This window comes from Pseudomonas sp. DCB_BI (assembly GCF_026240995.1).
Taxonomy (GTDB): Bacteria; Pseudomonadota; Gammaproteobacteria; order Pseudomonadales; family Pseudomonadaceae; genus Aquipseudomonas.
The window spans coordinates 1-16368 of record NZ_JAPFCG010000002.1 but is presented as its reverse complement, the minus strand read 5'-3'; the positions used below and the strand labels follow the sequence as shown (position 1 = coordinate 16368).

The 16368-nt window shown below is 62.8% G+C and carries 15 protein-coding genes; 10 read left to right on the top strand and 5 right to left on the bottom strand.

The features are described 5' to 3' along the window. Positions 1-3 precede the first annotated feature (3 nt). Complete coding sequence (rapA, locus tag OO258_RS02395) at positions 4-2850, bottom strand: RNA polymerase-associated protein RapA (protein ID WP_266028737.1); 2847 nt, start codon at positions 2848-2850, stop codon at positions 4-6. Positions 2851-2999: 149 nt separating this feature from the next. Here rapA and OO258_RS02390 point away from each other — a divergent pair, with 149 nt between their 5' ends. From OO258_RS02390 to OO258_RS02365, 7 genes are all read left to right on the top strand, one after another. Beyond that, positions 3000-3695, top strand: coding sequence for a M949_RS01915 family surface polysaccharide biosynthesis protein (locus tag OO258_RS02390; protein WP_266028736.1), 696 nt, complete (start codon positions 3000-3002; stop codon positions 3693-3695). Positions 3696-3758: 63 nt separating this feature from the next. Continuing rightward, the gene (locus OO258_RS02385) at positions 3759-4088 is read left to right on the top strand and encodes an aspartate-semialdehyde dehydrogenase (protein WP_266028735.1); all 330 of its coding nucleotides are present in this window, start codon (positions 3759-3761) and stop codon (positions 4086-4088) included. A 67-nt stretch (positions 4089-4155) separates the two neighbouring features. Then, the gene (locus OO258_RS02380) at positions 4156-4317 is read left to right on the top strand and encodes a hypothetical protein (protein WP_177410696.1); all 162 of its coding nucleotides are present in this window, start codon (positions 4156-4158) and stop codon (positions 4315-4317) included. Between the two features lie 135 nt (positions 4318-4452). Further along, positions 4453-4569, top strand: a complete 117-nt coding sequence (ccoM, locus tag OO258_RS27455) for a cytochrome c oxidase subunit CcoM (protein ID WP_003254862.1) — start codon at positions 4453-4455, stop codon at positions 4567-4569. 185 nt (positions 4570-4754) lie between these two features. Further along, entirely contained in the window at positions 4755-6743 is a 1989-nt protein-coding gene (locus OO258_RS02375) for an FUSC family protein (protein WP_266028734.1), read from the top strand. Beyond that, positions 6730-6936 (top strand): DUF1656 domain-containing protein, encoded by a 207-nt coding sequence (locus OO258_RS02370; protein ID WP_110742876.1) that lies wholly within the window; start codon positions 6730-6732, stop codon positions 6934-6936. The genes OO258_RS02375 and OO258_RS02370 overlap by 14 nt, the downstream gene beginning before the upstream one ends. A 12-nt stretch (positions 6937-6948) precedes the next feature. Then, positions 6949-7818 carry an HlyD family secretion protein gene (locus OO258_RS02365; RefSeq protein WP_266028733.1) on the top strand — a complete coding sequence of 290 codons (870 nt, stop codon included), beginning with the start codon at positions 6949-6951 and terminating at the stop codon, positions 7816-7818. A 38-nt stretch (positions 7819-7856) separates the two neighbouring features. Here OO258_RS02365 and OO258_RS02360 read toward each other — a convergent pair whose 3' ends face one another. After that, positions 7857-8615, bottom strand: coding sequence for an SDR family NAD(P)-dependent oxidoreductase (locus OO258_RS02360; protein WP_266028732.1), 759 nt, complete (start codon positions 8613-8615; stop codon positions 7857-7859). Positions 8616-8726: 111 nt separating this feature from the next. Between OO258_RS02360 and OO258_RS02355 the strand changes: the two genes are divergently transcribed. Then, a complete protein-coding gene (locus OO258_RS02355) occupies positions 8727-9641 on the top strand; it encodes a LysR family transcriptional regulator (protein ID WP_266028731.1) in 915 nt (304 codons plus the stop codon). Positions 9642-9759: 118 nt separating this feature from the next. Then, positions 9760-10089, top strand: a complete 330-nt coding sequence (locus OO258_RS02350; protein WP_266028729.1) for a DUF2025 family protein — start codon at positions 9760-9762, stop codon at positions 10087-10089. Between the two features lie 78 nt (positions 10090-10167). On the opposite strand, the gene OO258_RS02345 is transcribed toward OO258_RS02350, so the two are convergent. Further along, entirely contained in the window at positions 10168-12753 is a 2586-nt protein-coding gene (locus tag OO258_RS02345) for an EAL domain-containing protein (protein WP_266028728.1), read from the bottom strand. A gap of 51 nt (positions 12754-12804) precedes the next feature. Next, entirely contained in the window at positions 12805-13878 is a 1074-nt protein-coding gene (locus OO258_RS02340; protein ID WP_266028937.1) for a diguanylate cyclase, read from the bottom strand. A 128-nt stretch (positions 13879-14006) separates the two neighbouring features. On the opposite strand from OO258_RS02340, the gene OO258_RS02335 reads away from it, so the two are divergent. Beyond that, positions 14007-15098 carry an MBL fold metallo-hydrolase gene (locus tag OO258_RS02335; protein ID WP_266028727.1) on the top strand — a complete coding sequence of 364 codons (1092 nt, stop codon included), beginning with the start codon at positions 14007-14009 and terminating at the stop codon, positions 15096-15098. Positions 15099-15101: 3 nt separating this feature from the next. Here OO258_RS02335 and OO258_RS02330 read toward each other — a convergent pair whose 3' ends face one another. Further along, complete coding sequence (locus OO258_RS02330; RefSeq protein ID WP_266028726.1) at positions 15102-15998, bottom strand: formate/nitrite transporter family protein; 897 nt, start codon at positions 15996-15998, stop codon at positions 15102-15104. Between the last annotated feature and the right edge of the window lie 370 nt (positions 15999-16368).

The window sequence follows — 16368 nt, the reverse complement described above, 5'->3', positions numbered from 1 at the left end:
TGCTTAGCCAGCCACCAGCACGCGAATGGCTTCCAAGCGCAGGGCGGCCTTCTCCAGCATCGCCAGGCCATCTTCGCGCTGCTTGCGCAAGGCGTCGATTTCGCTGTCACGCACACTCGGGTTGACCGCTTGCAGCGCTACCAGGCGCGCCAGCTCTTCGTCGGCCTCGGCTGCGAGGCGGCGCTGGGCTTCGGCCACGCGCTCGACGTGGTTTGGCAGAATTTTCTGCTCGCCGCCGCTGATACGCTTGGCCAGTACATCGCGCTGGGCCTGGACGAACTTGTTGGCGCTGGCTCGCGGCACGCTTTCGAGCTGATCGTTGAGGGTTTCGAACGCCACGCGCGATGCCAGGTCGTTGCCGTTTGCATCGAGCAGGCAGCGCAACGCAGCCGGTGGCAGATAGCGGCCCAGTTGCAGGCTGCGTGGCGCCACCACCTCGCTCACGAACAGCAGCTCCAGCAGCACGGTACCCGGCTTCAGTGCTTTGTTCTTGATGAGGGCCACGGCGGTGTTGCCCATCGAACCGGACAGCACCAGGTCCATGCCGCCCTGCACCATCGGGTGTTCCCAGGTGAGGAACTGCATGTCCTCGCGAGACAGCGCCTGCACACGGTCGTAGGTGATGGTTACGCCTTCGTCGTCGCCCAGCGGGAAGCTGGCGTCGAGCATCTTCTCGCTCGGCTTGAGGATCAGCGCGTTCTCGGAATGGTCCTCGCTGTCGATACCGAAGGCGTCGAACAGGGTTTCCATGTAAATCGGCAGGGCGAATTGGTCGTCCTGTTCAAGAATGGCCTCCACCAGCGCTTCGCCCTCACCGGCGCCGCCAGAATTCAGCTCCAGCAGGCGATCCCGGCCGGTGTGCAGTTCGGCTTCCAGGCGCTCGCGCTCGCCGCGTGCGTCTGCCACCAGGGCCTCCCAGGCCTTGCTTTCACCACCTTCGAGCAGCGGCAGCAGGCGTGGGCCGAACTGGTGTTGCAGGGCATTGCCGGTCGGGCAGGTATTCAGGAAGGCGTTGAGGCCCTCGTGGTACCACTGGAACAGGCGTTCTTGCGGGCTGTCCTGCAGGTACGGCACATGCAGCTGGATGGTGTGCTTCTGGCCGATCCGGTCGAGGCGGCCGATGCGCTGCTCCAGCAGGTCCGGGTGTGCCGGCAGGTCGAACATCACCAGATGGTGCGAAAACTGGAAGTTGCGGCCTTCACTGCCGATCTCGGAACAGATCAGCACTTGGGCGCCGAATTCTTCATCGGCGAAGTAGGCGGCGGCGCGGTCACGCTCGAGAATGCTCATGCCTTCATGGAACACCGAGGCCGGAATGCCGGAGCGCACGCGCAAGGCGTCTTCCAGGTCCATGGCGGTTTCAGCGTGGGCACAGATCACCAGTACCTTGGTGCGTTTGAGCATCTTCAAGGTGTCGATCAGCCAGTCGACCCGGGGGTCGAAACGCCACCAGCGCTGGTCGTCGGCCACGTCACCCTGGGCCTGGAAGGCAACTTCCGGGTACAGCTCTGCTCTCTCGCCTGCTGGCAGGTCGCGGTATTGCTCGGGCATGGCCACCGGGTAAGGGTGCAACTGACGCTCAGGGAAGCCTTGGACCGCCGCGCGGGTGTTACGGAACAGCACGCGGCCAGTGCCGTGGCGGTCGAGCAGTTCGCGGATGAGGCGCGCGCTGGCCTGGGTGTCGCCATCGCTGACTGCGGCCAGAAGGGCTTCGCCCTCGGCGCCCAGGAAGCCCTGGATGGTGGCGTGGGCCTTGGGCGACAGGCGGCCTTCGTCAAGCAGTTCCTGCACGGCTTCGGCCACCGGGCGGTAGTGCTCGCTCTCGGCGCGGAAGGCGGCCAGGTCGTGGAAGCGGTTGGGGTCGAGCAGGCGCAGGCGGGCGAAGTGGCTGTCCTGGCCGAGTTGCTCGGGGGTGGCGGTGAGCAGCAGCACGCCCGGAATTACCTGGGACAGTTGCTCGACCAGGCCGTATTCGGCGCTGACCTGGTCTTCGTGCCAGACCAGGTGGTGGGCTTCGTCGACCACCATCAGGTCCCAGCCGGCGGCAAACAGCGCGTCCTGGGCCTTTTCGTCGTCGACCAGCCATTCCAGGGCAACCAGCGCCAGTTGGGCGTCTTCGAACGGGTTGCTGGCATCGCTTTCGATGAAGCGCTCGGCGTCGAACAGTGCCACCTGCAGGTTGAAGCGACGGCGCATTTCCACCAGCCACTGGTGCTGGAGGTTTTCCGGCACCAGGATCAGTACGCGGCTGGCGCGGCCCGACAGCAGCTGGCGGTGAATGACCAGGCCGGCCTCGATGGTTTTACCCAAGCCCACTTCGTCGGCCAACAATACCCGTGGCGCGCTGCGGTCGGCGACTTCGCGGGCGATGTGCAACTGGTGGGCGATGGGTTGCGCGCGGCAACCGCCCAGGCCCCATAGTGGCGACTGCATCTGCTTGCTGGTGTGCTGCAGAGTGTTGTAGCGCAAGCTGAACCACGACAGCGGGTCGATCTGCCCGGCGAACAGGCGGTCGCTGGCCAGGCGGAACTGGATGAAGTTGGACAGCTGGGTTTCCGGCAGGGTACGCGGCTGGTTTTGCCCGTCCAGGCCGTGGTAGATCATCAGCCCGTCGATGTCCTCGACCTCACGTACGGTGAGCTTCCAGCCTTCGAAGTGGGTGATCTGGTCACCTGGGGAGAAGCGCACGCGGGTCAGCGGCGCATTGCGCAGGGAATACTGGCGGGTGTCGCCAGTGGCCGGATAGAGCACGGTCAACAGGCGGCCATCCTGCGCCAGGATGGTACCCAGGCCGAGCTCTGCTTCGCTGTCGCTGATCCAGCGTTGCCCCGGTTGATACTGCTGCGCCATACTGCCTGAACTCCCGCGATGAAAAAGCCGATTATGTTAACGGATCGGCCGGTCAGACCAAAGTGCCGAGCGCACCGAAAGCATTCGAAAGCACAGTCTAGCCGTTTCATCGCCCTGTACTGCGCCGCCGACGAGGGCCACGGATCAACATGTCTGCCAAGCATTGCTGGATCAGCACCTCGATGGCCTTGGGCAGCCTGTTGCTGCTGAGCGCCTGCGAGCAGAACAACTTCGAGCCCTTGCCCCCCATTCCAATGGAGCAGCTTGAGGTACTGGGCGTGCAGACGCCAATCAAGAGCGTGCATTTTCGTGACCGCGATGGCGAAGGCTTGCTGGTGTTGAGCCGCAGCGACGGCCAGGCCAGCGACCCCGAAAGCGAGCAGGAAGTGGACAAGGTGGTACTCAACGCCACCTTGTACGGGCGTGCAGCCGAAAGCGATGCCTTCAAGGCGCGCTGGCAGATCGAACAGGAAACCACTTGCCCGGGGCTGGACCTGGATGTGGACTTCTATAATGACGTAAGTGATGTCAGCGACCTGAACAAGGACGGTGTAGCCGAGGTGACAGTGGCGAGCCATGCTTTCTGTGGTGGCGGTATCGACCCCCACGACATTGCCATCGAGATGCGCGAAGGGCAGGCGAGCTACACCATTACCGGCCAGTCGCTGATCACCCCGGCGGGCGAGGAACCGGTTGGCGGCGAGCGCGACGACAGCGCCTCGCTGAAAGCCGCGCCGCAGGTATTGCGCGATCATATGGATGCAGTCTGGCAGCAGGTCTACAAGCGGCCGTGGAGTGAAGCCAGCCCGCCCAGCGATGACGACCTTGACGACGAAGCCGAGTAAATGTTGTCCAAGACTTCAAGGTAAACCCGCGCCTGCCGATACAGAGGGCATAGGAGAACGTCCATGCTGCCGCCGCTCATTCCGCTCAGTGCCGCTCCGGTGACCTCGCAACAGGACCCGGTCAAGCCAACCCCCGACATCAAACCGGTGGTGCCGACGCAGCCTGCGTCAGGCGAAAGTGCCATTGACCTCAAGCAGCAGCGCGACCCGCAGGAGCAGGCATTGCTACTGCGCGATGAGCAGCGGCGCCAGCAGCAACGCCGACAACAGGGTGACCAAGGGCGCTACCAACCCGTGCCCGGTGACGAGGTCAACGCCGACAACACCGTGCCGGTGGCCCCTTTGATGGGCGAGAATGTACGCCAGGGGCTGCTGGTGGACATCGAAGTCTGACGAGGGGCTGGTCAGCGCCGGCGCCTGGCTTCATCATGCAAGCCTCAGTTGATCGTCGAGCCCACCCATGAGCCAAGACAACCTCATCGATTTCGATGCCGAACGCGCCAAGCGCGTCCATGACCTGAAGGAAAAGCGCCTGAACGAAATGCGCAATGCATTCGAACAGGCCCTGCCGTTGGGCGCCAGCAAGAAAAAGAAACCCAAGGGCAAGCCGAAAAAGCGCTGAAACTTGACGCAAGTCAACCCTGCACCCGCCTCGCGTGCCCGGTCCCGGGCACCATTGACCTCGATCAATTTCCCCACTCGCCGCATTGGTTAACTTGCTCCCATCGGACAACGGCAAACGAATGGGGAGGCCAACATGTTCTTCGACAATGTGGTTATCGCCGGTGTGGTAACGGTCGGCCTGATGGTCGCTTTCTTTGCCGGTCTGGGCATTTTCATCTGGAAGGACTCGAACAAGCGCAAGCCGCGCTGACCTTCTGGGTATACGAGCACGCAAGGCATTTAGGGCGACTTCGGTCGCCCATTTTTTTTGCCTCAGATTCCTGTGATGCTTGCGCTTGAATAAAGATGATTAGCTAGCTAATTATTCATTTACGCTTTATCCTGCTCACCATTGTCTATCTTTTCAGTAAGATCATTCCCCGCAAGGTCCGCCGAGTGCCCATCACCTTCCAGGCCCTGTTCGCCCCCAGCAGCCTCGCCCTCAAGTTCGCCATCAAGACCCTGCTTGGTGGCGGCCTGGCGCTCTGGCTGGCGATGCGCTGGGGCCTGGAACAACCGTCGTGGGCTTTGATGACCGCCTTCATCGTCGCCCAGCCTCTATCTGGCATGGTGGTTCAAAAGGGCCTGGCGCGGTTGGCCGGCACCTTGGTCGGCACCGCCATGTCGGTGCTGTTCATCGGCCTGTTCGCCCAGACCCCTTGGCTGTTCCTGCTCACTCTGGCCTTGTGGCTGGCGCTGTGCACCGCCGCGTCCACCCAGTTGCGCAGCGCCTGGGCATACGCCTTCGTACTGGCCGGCTATACCGCGGCGATCATCGCGTTGCCGGCAATCGACCACCCGCTCCAGGTATTCGACCAGGCCGTAGCCCGTTGCACCGAGATCTGCCTGGGAATTTTCTGCGCCACGGCCAGCAGTGCCTTGCTCTGGCCGATGCGGGTCGAACAGCAACTGGGTGGGCAGGCGCGGCAGGCCTGGCAGAACGGCCTGCAGGCCGCCAGTGCCATGCTGGGCGGCGAAGACGAGGCGCGCAAGGGCTTGCTGGAGAGCCTGGGACGTATCGTTGCTATCGACAGCCAGCGCGAACATGCCTGGTTCGAAGGCAGTCGCGGTCGCCAGCGTGCGCGCGGCATTCGCGGCCTGAGCCAGAAACTGATGGTGCTGTTGCGTATTTCCAGGTCGGTGCGCCGCCAATGGCGGCAGCTGGATGAGCGCGAGGCCGAGCACCTTGCGCCTTGGTTGCAGCAAGTGCGTACGTCGCTGGGCAACCCCGATCAGCCCAGCCTGTTGTTGCTGCGCCAGCGCATCTGGGATGCCGCTCACGATGAGCGGATCAGTTCGGCCGAACACTTCTGCCTGGCGCGCATGGCCTTGCTGCTGGACTACGCCATGGCCGCCGGCCAGGCGCTGGAGGATGTCGAAGCGGGCAGGGCGCCGAAGGATGTAGCCCAGGGCCTGGCGGTGCACCGTGACTGGTCATTGGCGTTGCTGTTCGGTTCGCGGAGTGCGCTGGCTTTTCTGGTGATGAGTGGTTTCTGGCTGGCCACCGCCTGGCCTTCTGCACCGGGTGGCCTGGTGCTGACCTGCGTGGTCTGCAGCTTGTTCGCCAGCCGGGAGAACGGCGCGCAGATTGGCCTTAGTTTCTTGCGCGGGATCTTTCTGGCGATTCCCGCGGCGTTTCTGGTCGGGCAGATTCTGCTGCCGCAATGGAGCAGCTTCGCCATGCTCTGCCTAGGCATGGGGGTGCCGCTGTTTTTCGGCGCCTTGGGCATGGCCCACCCGCGTACCGGTGCCACTGCGACCTCCTATTGCCTGCATTTCATCGTGCTGGTGTCGCCACTGAACGCCATGCAGTTCGGCGTGGCGACCATGCTGAACAGCGCACTGGCCATGTTGGTAGGCGTGTCGGCGGCGGTCATGGCCTTCCGTTTGTTGGTGTTCCGCCACCCGGCCTGGCTGGGCCGACGCCTGCGTGCCGCCACCCAGAGCGATCTGGTGCGCCTGACCCGGCGTGACCTGCGCGGGGCCGATACCTGGTTTGGCGGGCGTATGGCCGACCGCCTGATGCAACTGGCGCGACATGCCAGTGAATTACCGCAAGGCGAACGCAAGCGCTGGGATGATGGCCTGCATGGGCTGGATATCGGCGACGAACTGGTCCACCTGCGCATGTGTCTGGCGGTCGCCCAGGCCCCCTTGGGGCAAGCCGAACGTGAGTACTTGCAACAGGTGGAAGCGGTACTGGCCAAAGGGCCGGCGGCCGGCCGTGGGCAGCGCCTTGACAGTGCCAGTGAACAGTTCATTGCCGCCTTGCGCCGCTTGCCTGCCAGCGACCCGCTGCGTTTGGCAGAGGGTGCGGTGCTGCAATTGCAGAAAAGCTGGGGCAAATGGTGCCGCTGGCAGGAGGAAGCCCATGGGGTTGCGTGAGTGGGCAGTGGGCGGCGTGCTGCTCAGCCCGTTTCTACTTTATGTGTTACTGGCGCTAGCGCTGACCGGCCTGCTGCGCTTGCTGGTCCAGGCCACGCCGCTGGGGCGGTGGATCTGGCATGAAGCGCTGTTCGATGCGGCGCTGTTCGTTTGTGTGTTGTTCCTGGTGGTACGCCTGCTGGGAGCTTTATAAAGGAGTGTTTCGATGCGTGCGGCCGTACGTACTCTGGTAACCCTGTGCGTGGTGGCCCTGGCCGTGTTGGCCGGCTATCAGCTGTGGCAGTACTACATGCTTACCCCCTGGACACGCGATGCCCGCGTGCGCGCCGATGTGGTGGTGATCGCCCCTGACGTGTCCGGGTGGGTGCGCGAGCTCAAAGTGCACGACAACCAGCAGGTCAAGGCGGGCGACCTGTTGATGAGCATCGACCGCGAGCGCTTCCAGGCAGCATTCGACCAGGCCCGCGCGGTGACCGAAACACGGGCGCAGCAACTGCGCTTGCGTGAGCGTGAAGCGGCCAGGCGTACCGCCCTTGGGCCGGAGGCGATCAGTGCCGAGCTGCGTGAAAATGCCCAAATCAATGCTGCGATTGCCCGGGGTGAGCTGCATGAGGCCGAGGCGCAGCTGCAGGTGGCGAAAATCAACCTGGCGCGTAGCGAGGTGCGTGCTCCACGCAGTGGGCACATCACCAACCTGCGCCTGGCCGAAGGCAACTACGTCAACACTGGGGAGTCGGTGATGGCCTTGGTGGATGATTCAACCTTCTATATCCAGGCCTACTTCGAAGAAACCAAGTTGCCGCGCATCCGCGTAGGCGACACGGTGAAAGTCTGGCTGATGGGTGCGGGCGAACCGATGCAGGGGCATGTGGAAAGCATCAGTCGCGGCATCACCGACCGCAACAGCAACCCCGACAGCCAGTTGCTGCCGGAAGTGGAGCCGACCTTCAATTGGGTGCGACTGGCACAGCGCATACCGGTGAGGATTCGCTTGGACCAAGTGCCGGAAGGCGTAGTCCTGAGTGCCGGCATGACCGCGAGCGTGCAGGTGCATGAGGATGCGGATCGGCAGTGAGGGCCCTGGGGCCGCAACGCGGCCCCACCCTTTCGAAGTTAGAGGAACATGCCGCCTGAAACCTCCAGCCGCTGCCCGGTAATCCAGCCGTTACCGTCTTCCAGCAACAACGCAATTGCTGCCCCTATATCATCTGGCAAACCTACCCGGCCCAGCGCGGTATTGCCGGCGATGTAATCATTCACCTGCTGGTTATCCCGCACCACGCCACCCCCAAAATCGGTCTCGATCGCTCCGGGTGCCAGAATGTTCACCCGAATGCCGCGTGGCCCCAGCTCCTTGGCCTGGTAACGGGTCAGCACCTCCATCGCACCCTTCATCGCCGCATAGGCGGCGTAGCCCGGCAGGGCAAAGCGCGCCAGACCCGTGGAGATGTTGACGATGCGGCCATTGTCCACCAACAGCGGCAGCAGGCGCTGTGTGAGGAAGAACGGCCCTTTCAGCTGAATGTTCAGCAACTGGTCGAACTGCGCTTCGCTGGTTTCAACATATGGCACGTTCAGCCCGATCCCGGCATTGTTCACCAGAAAGTCAAAGCGCTCGCGCCCAAAGTGCTGCTGCAGGGTGCTGCCCAGGCGCTCGGCGAAGCTGGCAAAACTGCTGCTGTCGCTGACGTCCAGTTGCAACATGGCTGCCTTGACCCCGGCCTGCTCCAGCCGGGTCGCCACGCGCTGCGCTTCGTCCGCCTTGCTATGGTAGGTACCCACGACATCGATACCGCGTGCAGCCAGGTGTTCGGCTGCGTTGCGGCCAAGGCCGCGGCTGGCGCCAGTGATCAGGGCAATTTTGCGAGTCATGGTGAAAGCCTCGTGTTGGGGAGTCAGCACAGGTTATTGGTCGTGCCGGTGCTGTTAAATCCGGTAAATATGGAAATACTGTTCGTTAAAACCGGATAGTCGAGGCCGTCAGTGAACAAGCTGGAGTTGTTGCGCACCTTTGTGCGAGTCAGTGAGGTCAGCAGTTTTACCCTGGCCGCCGAGAGCCTGGGGCTGCCACGTTCAACGGTGTCGGAGCAGGTGAGGGCGCTGGAACGCCTGTTGGGTACGCGGTTGTTCAACCGCACCACCCGCCGTGTGCAAGCGACCCAGGATGGCGCCTTGTTGTACGAGCGGAGCAAGGACCTGTTGTCTGGCATGGACGAGATCGAGAGCCTGTTCAGTGCCGACGATGCTGAACTGGCCGGGCGCCTGCGTATCGACCTGCCGACCATGATGGCGCGACGGGTGATCATTCCGATGCTCCCGCAGTTTCTGCAGCGCTTTCCACGGCTGGAAGTGGAACTCAGTTGCACCGACCGCCAGGTCGACCTGCTGCGCGAAGGTTTCGACTGTGTCATGCGCATCGGCGCCTTGTATGACCTGGATGTGGTGGCACGCCCGGTCGGGCAACTGAGCATGCTCAACTGTGCAAGCCCTGGCTATCTGGCCCGCTATGGGATACCCCATGCCTTGCAGGACCTGGCAGGGCACCAACTGGTGCATTACGTGCGCACGCTGGGTGCGCGCAGTGCCGGGTTCGAGTACCTGCTGGGGGGTGAGGTGCGGTACCAGGCCATGGCCGGCGTGGTCACGGTCAACAACGCCGAAGCCTACTCGGCGGCATGCCTGGCGGGGCTGGGGCTGATCCAGGCCCCGGCGGTGGGGGTGGCCGGGCACCTTCAGCGCGGCGAGTTGGTTTCTGTGCTGGAAGACTGGCAGGCGCCGGCCATGCCGGTATCGCTGCTGTATGCCCGGCAGCGGCATGTGCCACGCCGGGTGCAGGCGTTCATGCAGTGGTTGGCCGAGGTGCTGCGTAGCCAGGTCGATGCAGCGGCGTGCAATTGAGCCAAGTCATGGCGCGTGGTTGACCACTTGCATTAGGCTGGCCGTTGCGAGTTGCCCGGCAGAGGCAACCGTTACCGCCCGGCGTGCGTATCTTCCGAATTCATTGCGAGGTTACGTCATGGCCATCACTTCCCAGGACATCTGCAACGCCGCCAACCAGCTCAAGGGTTTTGTCGGTTTTCACGGCAAGCGCGGCGTGCATATCGTGCGCTTTTCAGAGGATTCGTTCGGCATGGATGTGGCCGACACCAGCATCACCCCTTGTAGCGAATTTGTCTGGCGGCCCGGGCAAGGTGCGCGAATGGCGCTGTGCCGCGAACGGCTGGCGTTGTTGCTGGAGCAGCATGTGGATGACCGCCTGAATATCGGCGAGCCGCTGCGTGCCTACTTGCGTCGCCGTGACCTGCCGGAGATCGTGGCCGAGCGCAGGCTTCAGCAGCCTGGCTGAGGCTGGCTGAGGGCCTGTTGGGGCGGGTCTGACCGCGAACAATCCAAGTGGCGTGATGGCTTGCGGGCCAGCCCGTACCTACAGAGGGCGCGCGCTGCTTCGGGCGGGGTCCTGCAACAACGCCACCACCCCCGCACTGTCCAGCGGCCGGCTCAGGTAATAGCCCTGCACCTCATGGCAGCGATCCTTCTCTAGCGCCTTGAGCTGTTGTTCGCTTTCTACGCCTTCGGCCGTCACGGTCAGGCCCATCGCCTCACCCAGGTTGATGATGGCCTGGACCACGGCGCGGTCGCTGCCGCCGTTGTTGTTGAGGCCGCTGATGAAACGCTTGTCGATCTTGATGCTGTCGAAGGGGTAAGTGCGCAGGTAGCCCAGCGATGAATAACCGGTGCCGAAGTCGTCCATGTTCAGTCGCACGCCCAGTTCCTTGAGCGACAGCATGGTACCCAGCGCGCCTTCGATGTCGTTGAGCATCACGTTCTCGGTAATTTCCAGTTCCAGGCGCTGGGCCGGGAACGCCGTGTCCAGCAGTATTTCGCGCACATCCGCTACCACGTCGCTGCGCAGGAACTGCGCAGGCGACAGGTTCACCGACACCAGAATGTCGGCGGGCCAGTCATGGGCGGTCCGGCAGGCCTCTCGCAGCACCCAGCGGCCCAGCGCGACAATGATGTCGCTCTGCTCGGCCAGCGGGATGAAGGTATCCGGGCCCAGCAAGCCTTCTTGCGGGTGCTGCCAGCGCAGCAAGGCTTCGACAGCGACGATACGCAGGTCACTCAGGCGGTAGCGCGGCTGGTAGTGCAGTTCGAACTCCTGATTGCGCAGGGCCCGGCGCAGGTCGTTCTCCAGCTGGCGGCGGTACTGGATCTGCTGGTTCATTTCGGCGGCGAAGTAGCGCCAGGTATTCTTGCCATCGGCCTTGGCCTGGTACAACGCAATGTCGGCGCAGCGGATCAGTTCGCCAGCATCGAAGCCCTGGGTACGCGTCTGGGCGACGCCAATGCTGGCGCCGACGTGCAGGGGCTGGCCGTCGAAGACGACAGGCTGCTGCAGCAGGCCGATCAGGCGCGCACAGAAGCGGTCGATTTCGCTGCGGTTGTCCATGCCACCCAGCACCAGGATGAACTCGTCGCCGCCCAGGCGCGCGACCAAGTCACCTTCGCGTGTGGTGTCGCGCAGGCGCGTTGCCACTTCCTGCAGCACGGCATCCCCGGCGGCATGGCCCAGTGAGTCGTTGATCGGCTTGAAGTTGTCCAGGTCCAGCAGTAGCAAGCTCAGTGGCGGCGAGTCGCTGCCTCGCAGCAGCGCCTGCTCCAGGTGCCTGGCGAGCTTGTTGCGGTTGGCCAGCCCGGTCAAGGGGTCGTGCAGCGACAGATGCTGGATGCGTGCGTGGGCATCGACTTCGTCGGTGATGTCACTGGCGGTACCGCGAAAACCTATGGGCTTGTCGTGGCGCCAGATGGCGCGGGCGGAGATCCGGCAGTAGCGGTTCTGGCCATTCTGGTCGCGGTAGGTGCAGCGCAAGTTGGCCAGCTGCTGCGGGTCGGCGCTGGCCAAGGCATCCAGCCACGGTGAGAGGGGTGTGGTATCGCAAGCCAGCAGCTGGTTGAGCGGGTGCCCCAGCCAGTTGTCGACCGGGTAGCCAGTGACGTTGGCAAAGCGCTGCGACAGGTAGGTCAGGCGTTGTTGCCGGTCGGTCTCCCATATCCAGTCCGAAGCCGACTCGGCCACTGCACGAAAGCGTTGCTCGCTGGCCTCCAGGGCCTGGTTGCTCTGTTGCAGGTGCGAAAGCGTGAGGCCAACCGCTCGCGAGCTGCGCAGGGCATGGCGAAACAGGTACAGCATGATCAGGCCGAGGATCAGCAGTGCACTCAGTAGCGGCGGCAATACGGCATGCAGCAACTGGCGGCCCGGCAGCGGGCTGCTCCAGGACAAATGATAGCCGGTGTCGCCCAGGTCGATGCGCTGATGCCCGTGTTCACCCCTATCATCCTTTTCCACGTGCATACCGGTCAGGCCGGCGCCACTGCTCAGGCGTGCCAGCTTGTCCTCGGTGAGCTGGTCGACGAACAGCATCACCGGCGCCTGGCGCACTTCGCTGTCAGTCACCTCCCGGTCAGGGCGTACGGCTGCTGCGCTGAGCACGGCCGGCCAGCCATTGAACAGGACGAAATGGGTGACCTGCTCGCGTGATATCGCAGCTGTACGGGCCTGATCGATGATCGGCTGCAGGGCTGCATCGATGTAGGTGTTCGCCGCCGCCTGGCTGGGTTGGCCTTTGAACAGGGCGTAGGTCGTGCGGGAATCCTCCACCACGAACACCCCTTCATAGCCACTGGCGCTGTAGAGCGACTCGCCGACGTTTTTCTCGTCATAGGCCCATTTCCAGTCGGCCTGGCCAGCCAAATGTTCGAAGGCTGCGTCCCACACCGCATAACTGGACAGGAACTGCCGCGAGGCGAGCAGCCGTTGTTCCAGGGCTTGGGTAGCCTGAAAGGTACTGCGCTGGCGCTCCTGCTGGTCAAGGGTGCTGGCGATGTTGAACAGGGCGCCGAGTATGGTCAGGCAGGCCAGGCCGAACACAGCACTGAACCCCACAATGAGGTGGCGTACCTGAAATCTGGGTGTGGGGCTGGCGGTTGGAAGCTTGGCGGTCCTGGCCATGCGCGAGCGGCTCCTTCAGGCAACCTCCCGCCAGGCAGTCAGGCAGTAGGTTCAATCAGGATAGGCCAGCCTGAGCGTGGCAGCTTCACCGCGGGCGAAATTGACCTGATCGCGGCCGGCGTGCTTGGCGGTGTATAGCGCCTTGTCCGCTTGCTCCAGCCAATGCTCGGGGGATTGCAACCCGGCTTCGAATGGTGACAGGCCGATACTCAGGCTGATGCGCAGATGCGGCATTTGTGGGTTGCGGTAGCTCGAAACCCGTTCGCGTAGGCGTTCCATGGCTTGGCAGGCCTGGGCTTCGCTGGTATCGGGCAGAATCACGCAGAACTCGTCGCCACCATAACGCCCGGCCTGGTCGGCCTCGCGCAGGCTGCGCCGCAGTTCGCTGCTGAGCTGGCGTAGGACACAGTCACCGACTACGTGGCCATAGGTGTCGTTGATGGTCTTGAAATGGTCGATGTCGATCAGGGCAATCACCGCGTGGCCCTGCTGCTGTCTACATGCCTGGAACTTCAGCAGCAGCAGGTCTTTCCAGGCCCCGTGGTTGAGCAGCCCGGTCAGGCTGTCGGTGAGGCTCAGGGCACTTAACCGGCGTTTGTGATCGCCCAGCTTGATCGCCAGCTGGTAGCACACCCAGCCAAGGGCCAGCGGGTACAGCGTCAGCATGGGCAGGCAGGCATACACCTGCAGCGGTGTGGCAGCAAGTTGCAGGCCGGGGCCTAGCAGCACGATGGCGACCAGCATGCCGGCCAGCTGCGCCAACACTCCGCGAAAGACCATGCGCTTGCCGCCTGCGGCGACGTTGTTCATGGTCATCATCGACAGCACGGTAACGCTGGGTAGCGGGTTGAAGTGCATGGCGGCTGTCCAGAATCCGCCCATCAGCGAGTCCAGCAGCAGGTTGCGCTGTTCTGCCTGGTACGGCGTTGCCGAGCGGGTAGCCCAGAGAAAGGCAATGTGTGGCCACAAAAGCCCATTGAACAGCAGCAGTAGCCACGCCCAGATGGGGGGCGCCAGTGGGGCAATGGCCGCCATGACACTGAACATGCCGATGCCCAGGCCGATGATGCGGGGCAAGTAGATGCGCTTGACGAATGAAAGGCCTTTGCCGCTGCGGTTGTCCATCATGGTCGTATTCTTCTGCCGGGTACCGTTTATCGCATAACTTGCATGAATATTGTTGAACAGTGTTTCATCGACGAAAAATGACCTTGCAAGCCAATTCACGGTTGATCCGGTCACTGTGGGGTAACATGAAGGCTTTTCTGATGCTCGGAGTGTTGCTGATGGTTCCTTTGACCAATGCCGCCGGCGAGCCGGCGCCACAGCGGGACGGGCGTTTTCACAACCAGACGTTGCTGCCCCAGGATGGCGTGTTGAAGAAGCTGCGCATCGGGCTCAAATACCTGTTTCTGCGCAAGCCGCCGGAAACCCGCCCGGCCACCCCGATCAGCGTGCAACCGATGACCCGTCAGCAACTGCTCGACGCACCCGATCACAGCTTGTGGCGTTTGGGGCACTCCACAGTATTGTTGAAGTTGCGCGGGCGCTTCTTCATCACCGACCCGGTGTTCGCCGAGCGCGCCTCTCCGGTGCAGTGGGCTGGCCCGCAACGCTTTCATGCGCCACCGCTGGGGCTGGACCAGTTGCCGCCGCTGGCGGCGGTGGTGTTGTCGCACGATCACTTCGACCATCTGGACGAGCAGGCGATACGTCAGTTGGCGTCGCGCACTGGCGTTTTCCTGGCGCCGCTGGGGGTAGGCGACCTGCTGACACGTTGGGGTGTAGAGCCGGCAAAGGTACGTCAACTGGACTGGTGGCAAGAGAGCGACGTGGAGGGCGTGCGCTTCGTCGCTACCCCGGCACAGCATTTTTCCGGGCGTGGCTTGCTGGACAGCAACCGCACGCTATGGGCGTCATGGGTGATCCTCGACGAGGGGCTGCGGGTGTTCTTCAGTGGCGATACTGGCTATTTCGATGGCTTCAAGCACATAGGCGAACGCTTCGGCCCATTTGACCTGACCCTGATCGAGACCGGTGCCTACAACGCTGCCTGGCCTGACGTGCACATGCAGCCGGAGCAGAGCCTGCAGGCTCACCTGGACTTGCGTGGGCGCTGGATGCTGCCGATTCACAATGGCACCTTCGACCTGTCCATCCACGGCTGGCAGGAGCCCTTCGAGCGCATTCTGGCCCTGGCCACCCAGGCCCAGGTGCGCCTGAGCACGCCGCAGATGGGGGAGCGGGTCAGTCTCGACTCGCCCCATGCCGGGCAGAACTGGTGGCAGCCGCGGCCTGTGCGTCAGCGCGGCCAAGGGCGTGAGCGAACGATAGCGGCGCGCTGAGCATCATTCACTGTCGTTGGTTCTTTGTCTGGGCGGGGCCTGGTCGTCCTTTAATAGCCGCGAGGGCGGCTTGCCACTGTCACTGCGTACTTGTGCATGGCTGATCAAGCCGAAGATAAAGCTGCCGCCGATGATGTTGCCCGCCAGTGTCGGCAGGGCAAATTCCAGCCAGAAGCTGCGCCAGGTTTCATCGCCTGCCCAGACCAGATAGGACACTTCCACCGAGCCCACTACTATATGAGTGAAATCGCCGAGGGCCATCAGGTAGGTGATCATCAGGATGATCCAGATCTTGGCGTGTTCCATGGACGGGATCATCCAGACCATGGTGGCAATCATCCAGCCCGACACGATGCCTTTTGCGAACATCTGGCTGATGTCATTCTTCATGACCTTCCGGCCGACCTCCAGGAAGGCCACATCGGTCTTGCTGTCGAAGATCGGCAATTCCAGCATTACCCAGGCCACCAGCAGGGTACCGGCCAGGTTGCCGAACAGCACCACGCTCCACAACCGCAGCAGGCGCCCGAAGTTGGCCAGGGTAGGGCTGGTCATGACCGGCAGTACGGCAGTGAGGGTGTTTTCGGTGAACAGTTGCTGGCGGGCCAGAATCACCGCGAGAAAGCCCGCACTGTAGCCGATGCTGGCAACCACCTGGGCACCGTCGCCTTCCGGCAGGCGCGCGTAGAAAAGCCCCATGGCCATGAGTGACAGCCCCATGGACAAACCGGCGGCCAGTGCTGACCACCACAGCGCGGCGAGGGTACGTTCAAGCTCCTGATCGCCCTGATAGCGGATGATCTCGTGCAGCACTGCCGCCCGCGGCGGCTGATTGTGGCTGACTTCCTGCTCTTCATCCGCCGACAAGCCGGGGGTCTTCTCGCTCTGCGCATCGCTCATGGCCGCTACGCTCCGTAGGATTGTTTATCTACTGATCCGCGGCGCTTTCATTAGTTGCGGAGGGGGAAGCGAAACGCTGTCGAAAACTTTTTTAGAACAGGGTGTTGACTCTGATTTCAAAGCGCGTATTATTCGCCTCCTCGCAGCGTTGAACGCTTCGAGGCAAGCGGTAAGTTGTTGAAGTTGTTAGCTTTCGGAAGAAAGCGGTGGTAAAAAACTTCAAAATAAACGCTTGACAGCAAATGAGGAAAGCGTAGAATGCGCGCCTCGGTTGAGACGAAAAGCTCTTAACCAAACGCTCTTTAACAAATCGAATCAAGCAATTCGTGTGGGTGCTTGTGAGTACGGACTGATAGTCAAAAAGATTATC

Bases quoted from the DNA above. Each gene is read 5' to 3' on its own strand.
- rapA (WP_266028737.1), bottom strand. From the start codon at position 2,850: ATGGCGCAGCAGTATCAACCGGGGCAACGCTGGATCAGCGACAGCGAA.
- OO258_RS02390 (WP_266028736.1), top strand. From the start codon at position 3,000: ATGTCTGCCAAGCATTGCTGGATCAGCACCTCGATGGCCTTGGGCAGC.
- OO258_RS02385 (WP_266028735.1), top strand. From the start codon at position 3,759: ATGCTGCCGCCGCTCATTCCGCTCAGTGCCGCTCCGGTGACCTCGCAA.
- OO258_RS02380 (WP_177410696.1), top strand. From the start codon at position 4,156: ATGAGCCAAGACAACCTCATCGATTTCGATGCCGAACGCGCCAAGCGC.
- ccoM (WP_003254862.1), top strand. From the start codon at position 4,453: ATGTTCTTCGACAATGTGGTTATCGCCGGTGTGGTAACGGTCGGCCTG.
- OO258_RS02370 (WP_110742876.1), top strand. From the start codon at position 6,730: ATGGGGTTGCGTGAGTGGGCAGTGGGCGGCGTGCTGCTCAGCCCGTTT.
- OO258_RS02365 (WP_266028733.1), top strand. From the start codon at position 6,949: ATGCGTGCGGCCGTACGTACTCTGGTAACCCTGTGCGTGGTGGCCCTG.
- OO258_RS02360 (WP_266028732.1), bottom strand. From the start codon at position 8,615: ATGACTCGCAAAATTGCCCTGATCACTGGCGCCAGCCGCGGCCTTGGC.
- OO258_RS02350 (WP_266028729.1), top strand. From the start codon at position 9,760: ATGGCCATCACTTCCCAGGACATCTGCAACGCCGCCAACCAGCTCAAG.
- OO258_RS02345 (WP_266028728.1), bottom strand. From the start codon at position 12,753: ATGGCCAGGACCGCCAAGCTTCCAACCGCCAGCCCCACACCCAGATTT.
- OO258_RS02340 (WP_266028937.1), bottom strand. From the start codon at position 13,878: ATGGACAACCGCAGCGGCAAAGGCCTTTCATTCGTCAAGCGCATCTAC.
- OO258_RS02335 (WP_266028727.1), top strand. From the start codon at position 14,007: ATGAAGGCTTTTCTGATGCTCGGAGTGTTGCTGATGGTTCCTTTGACC.
- OO258_RS02330 (WP_266028726.1), bottom strand. From the start codon at position 15,998: ATGAGCGATGCGCAGAGCGAGAAGACCCCCGGCTTGTCGGCGGATGAA.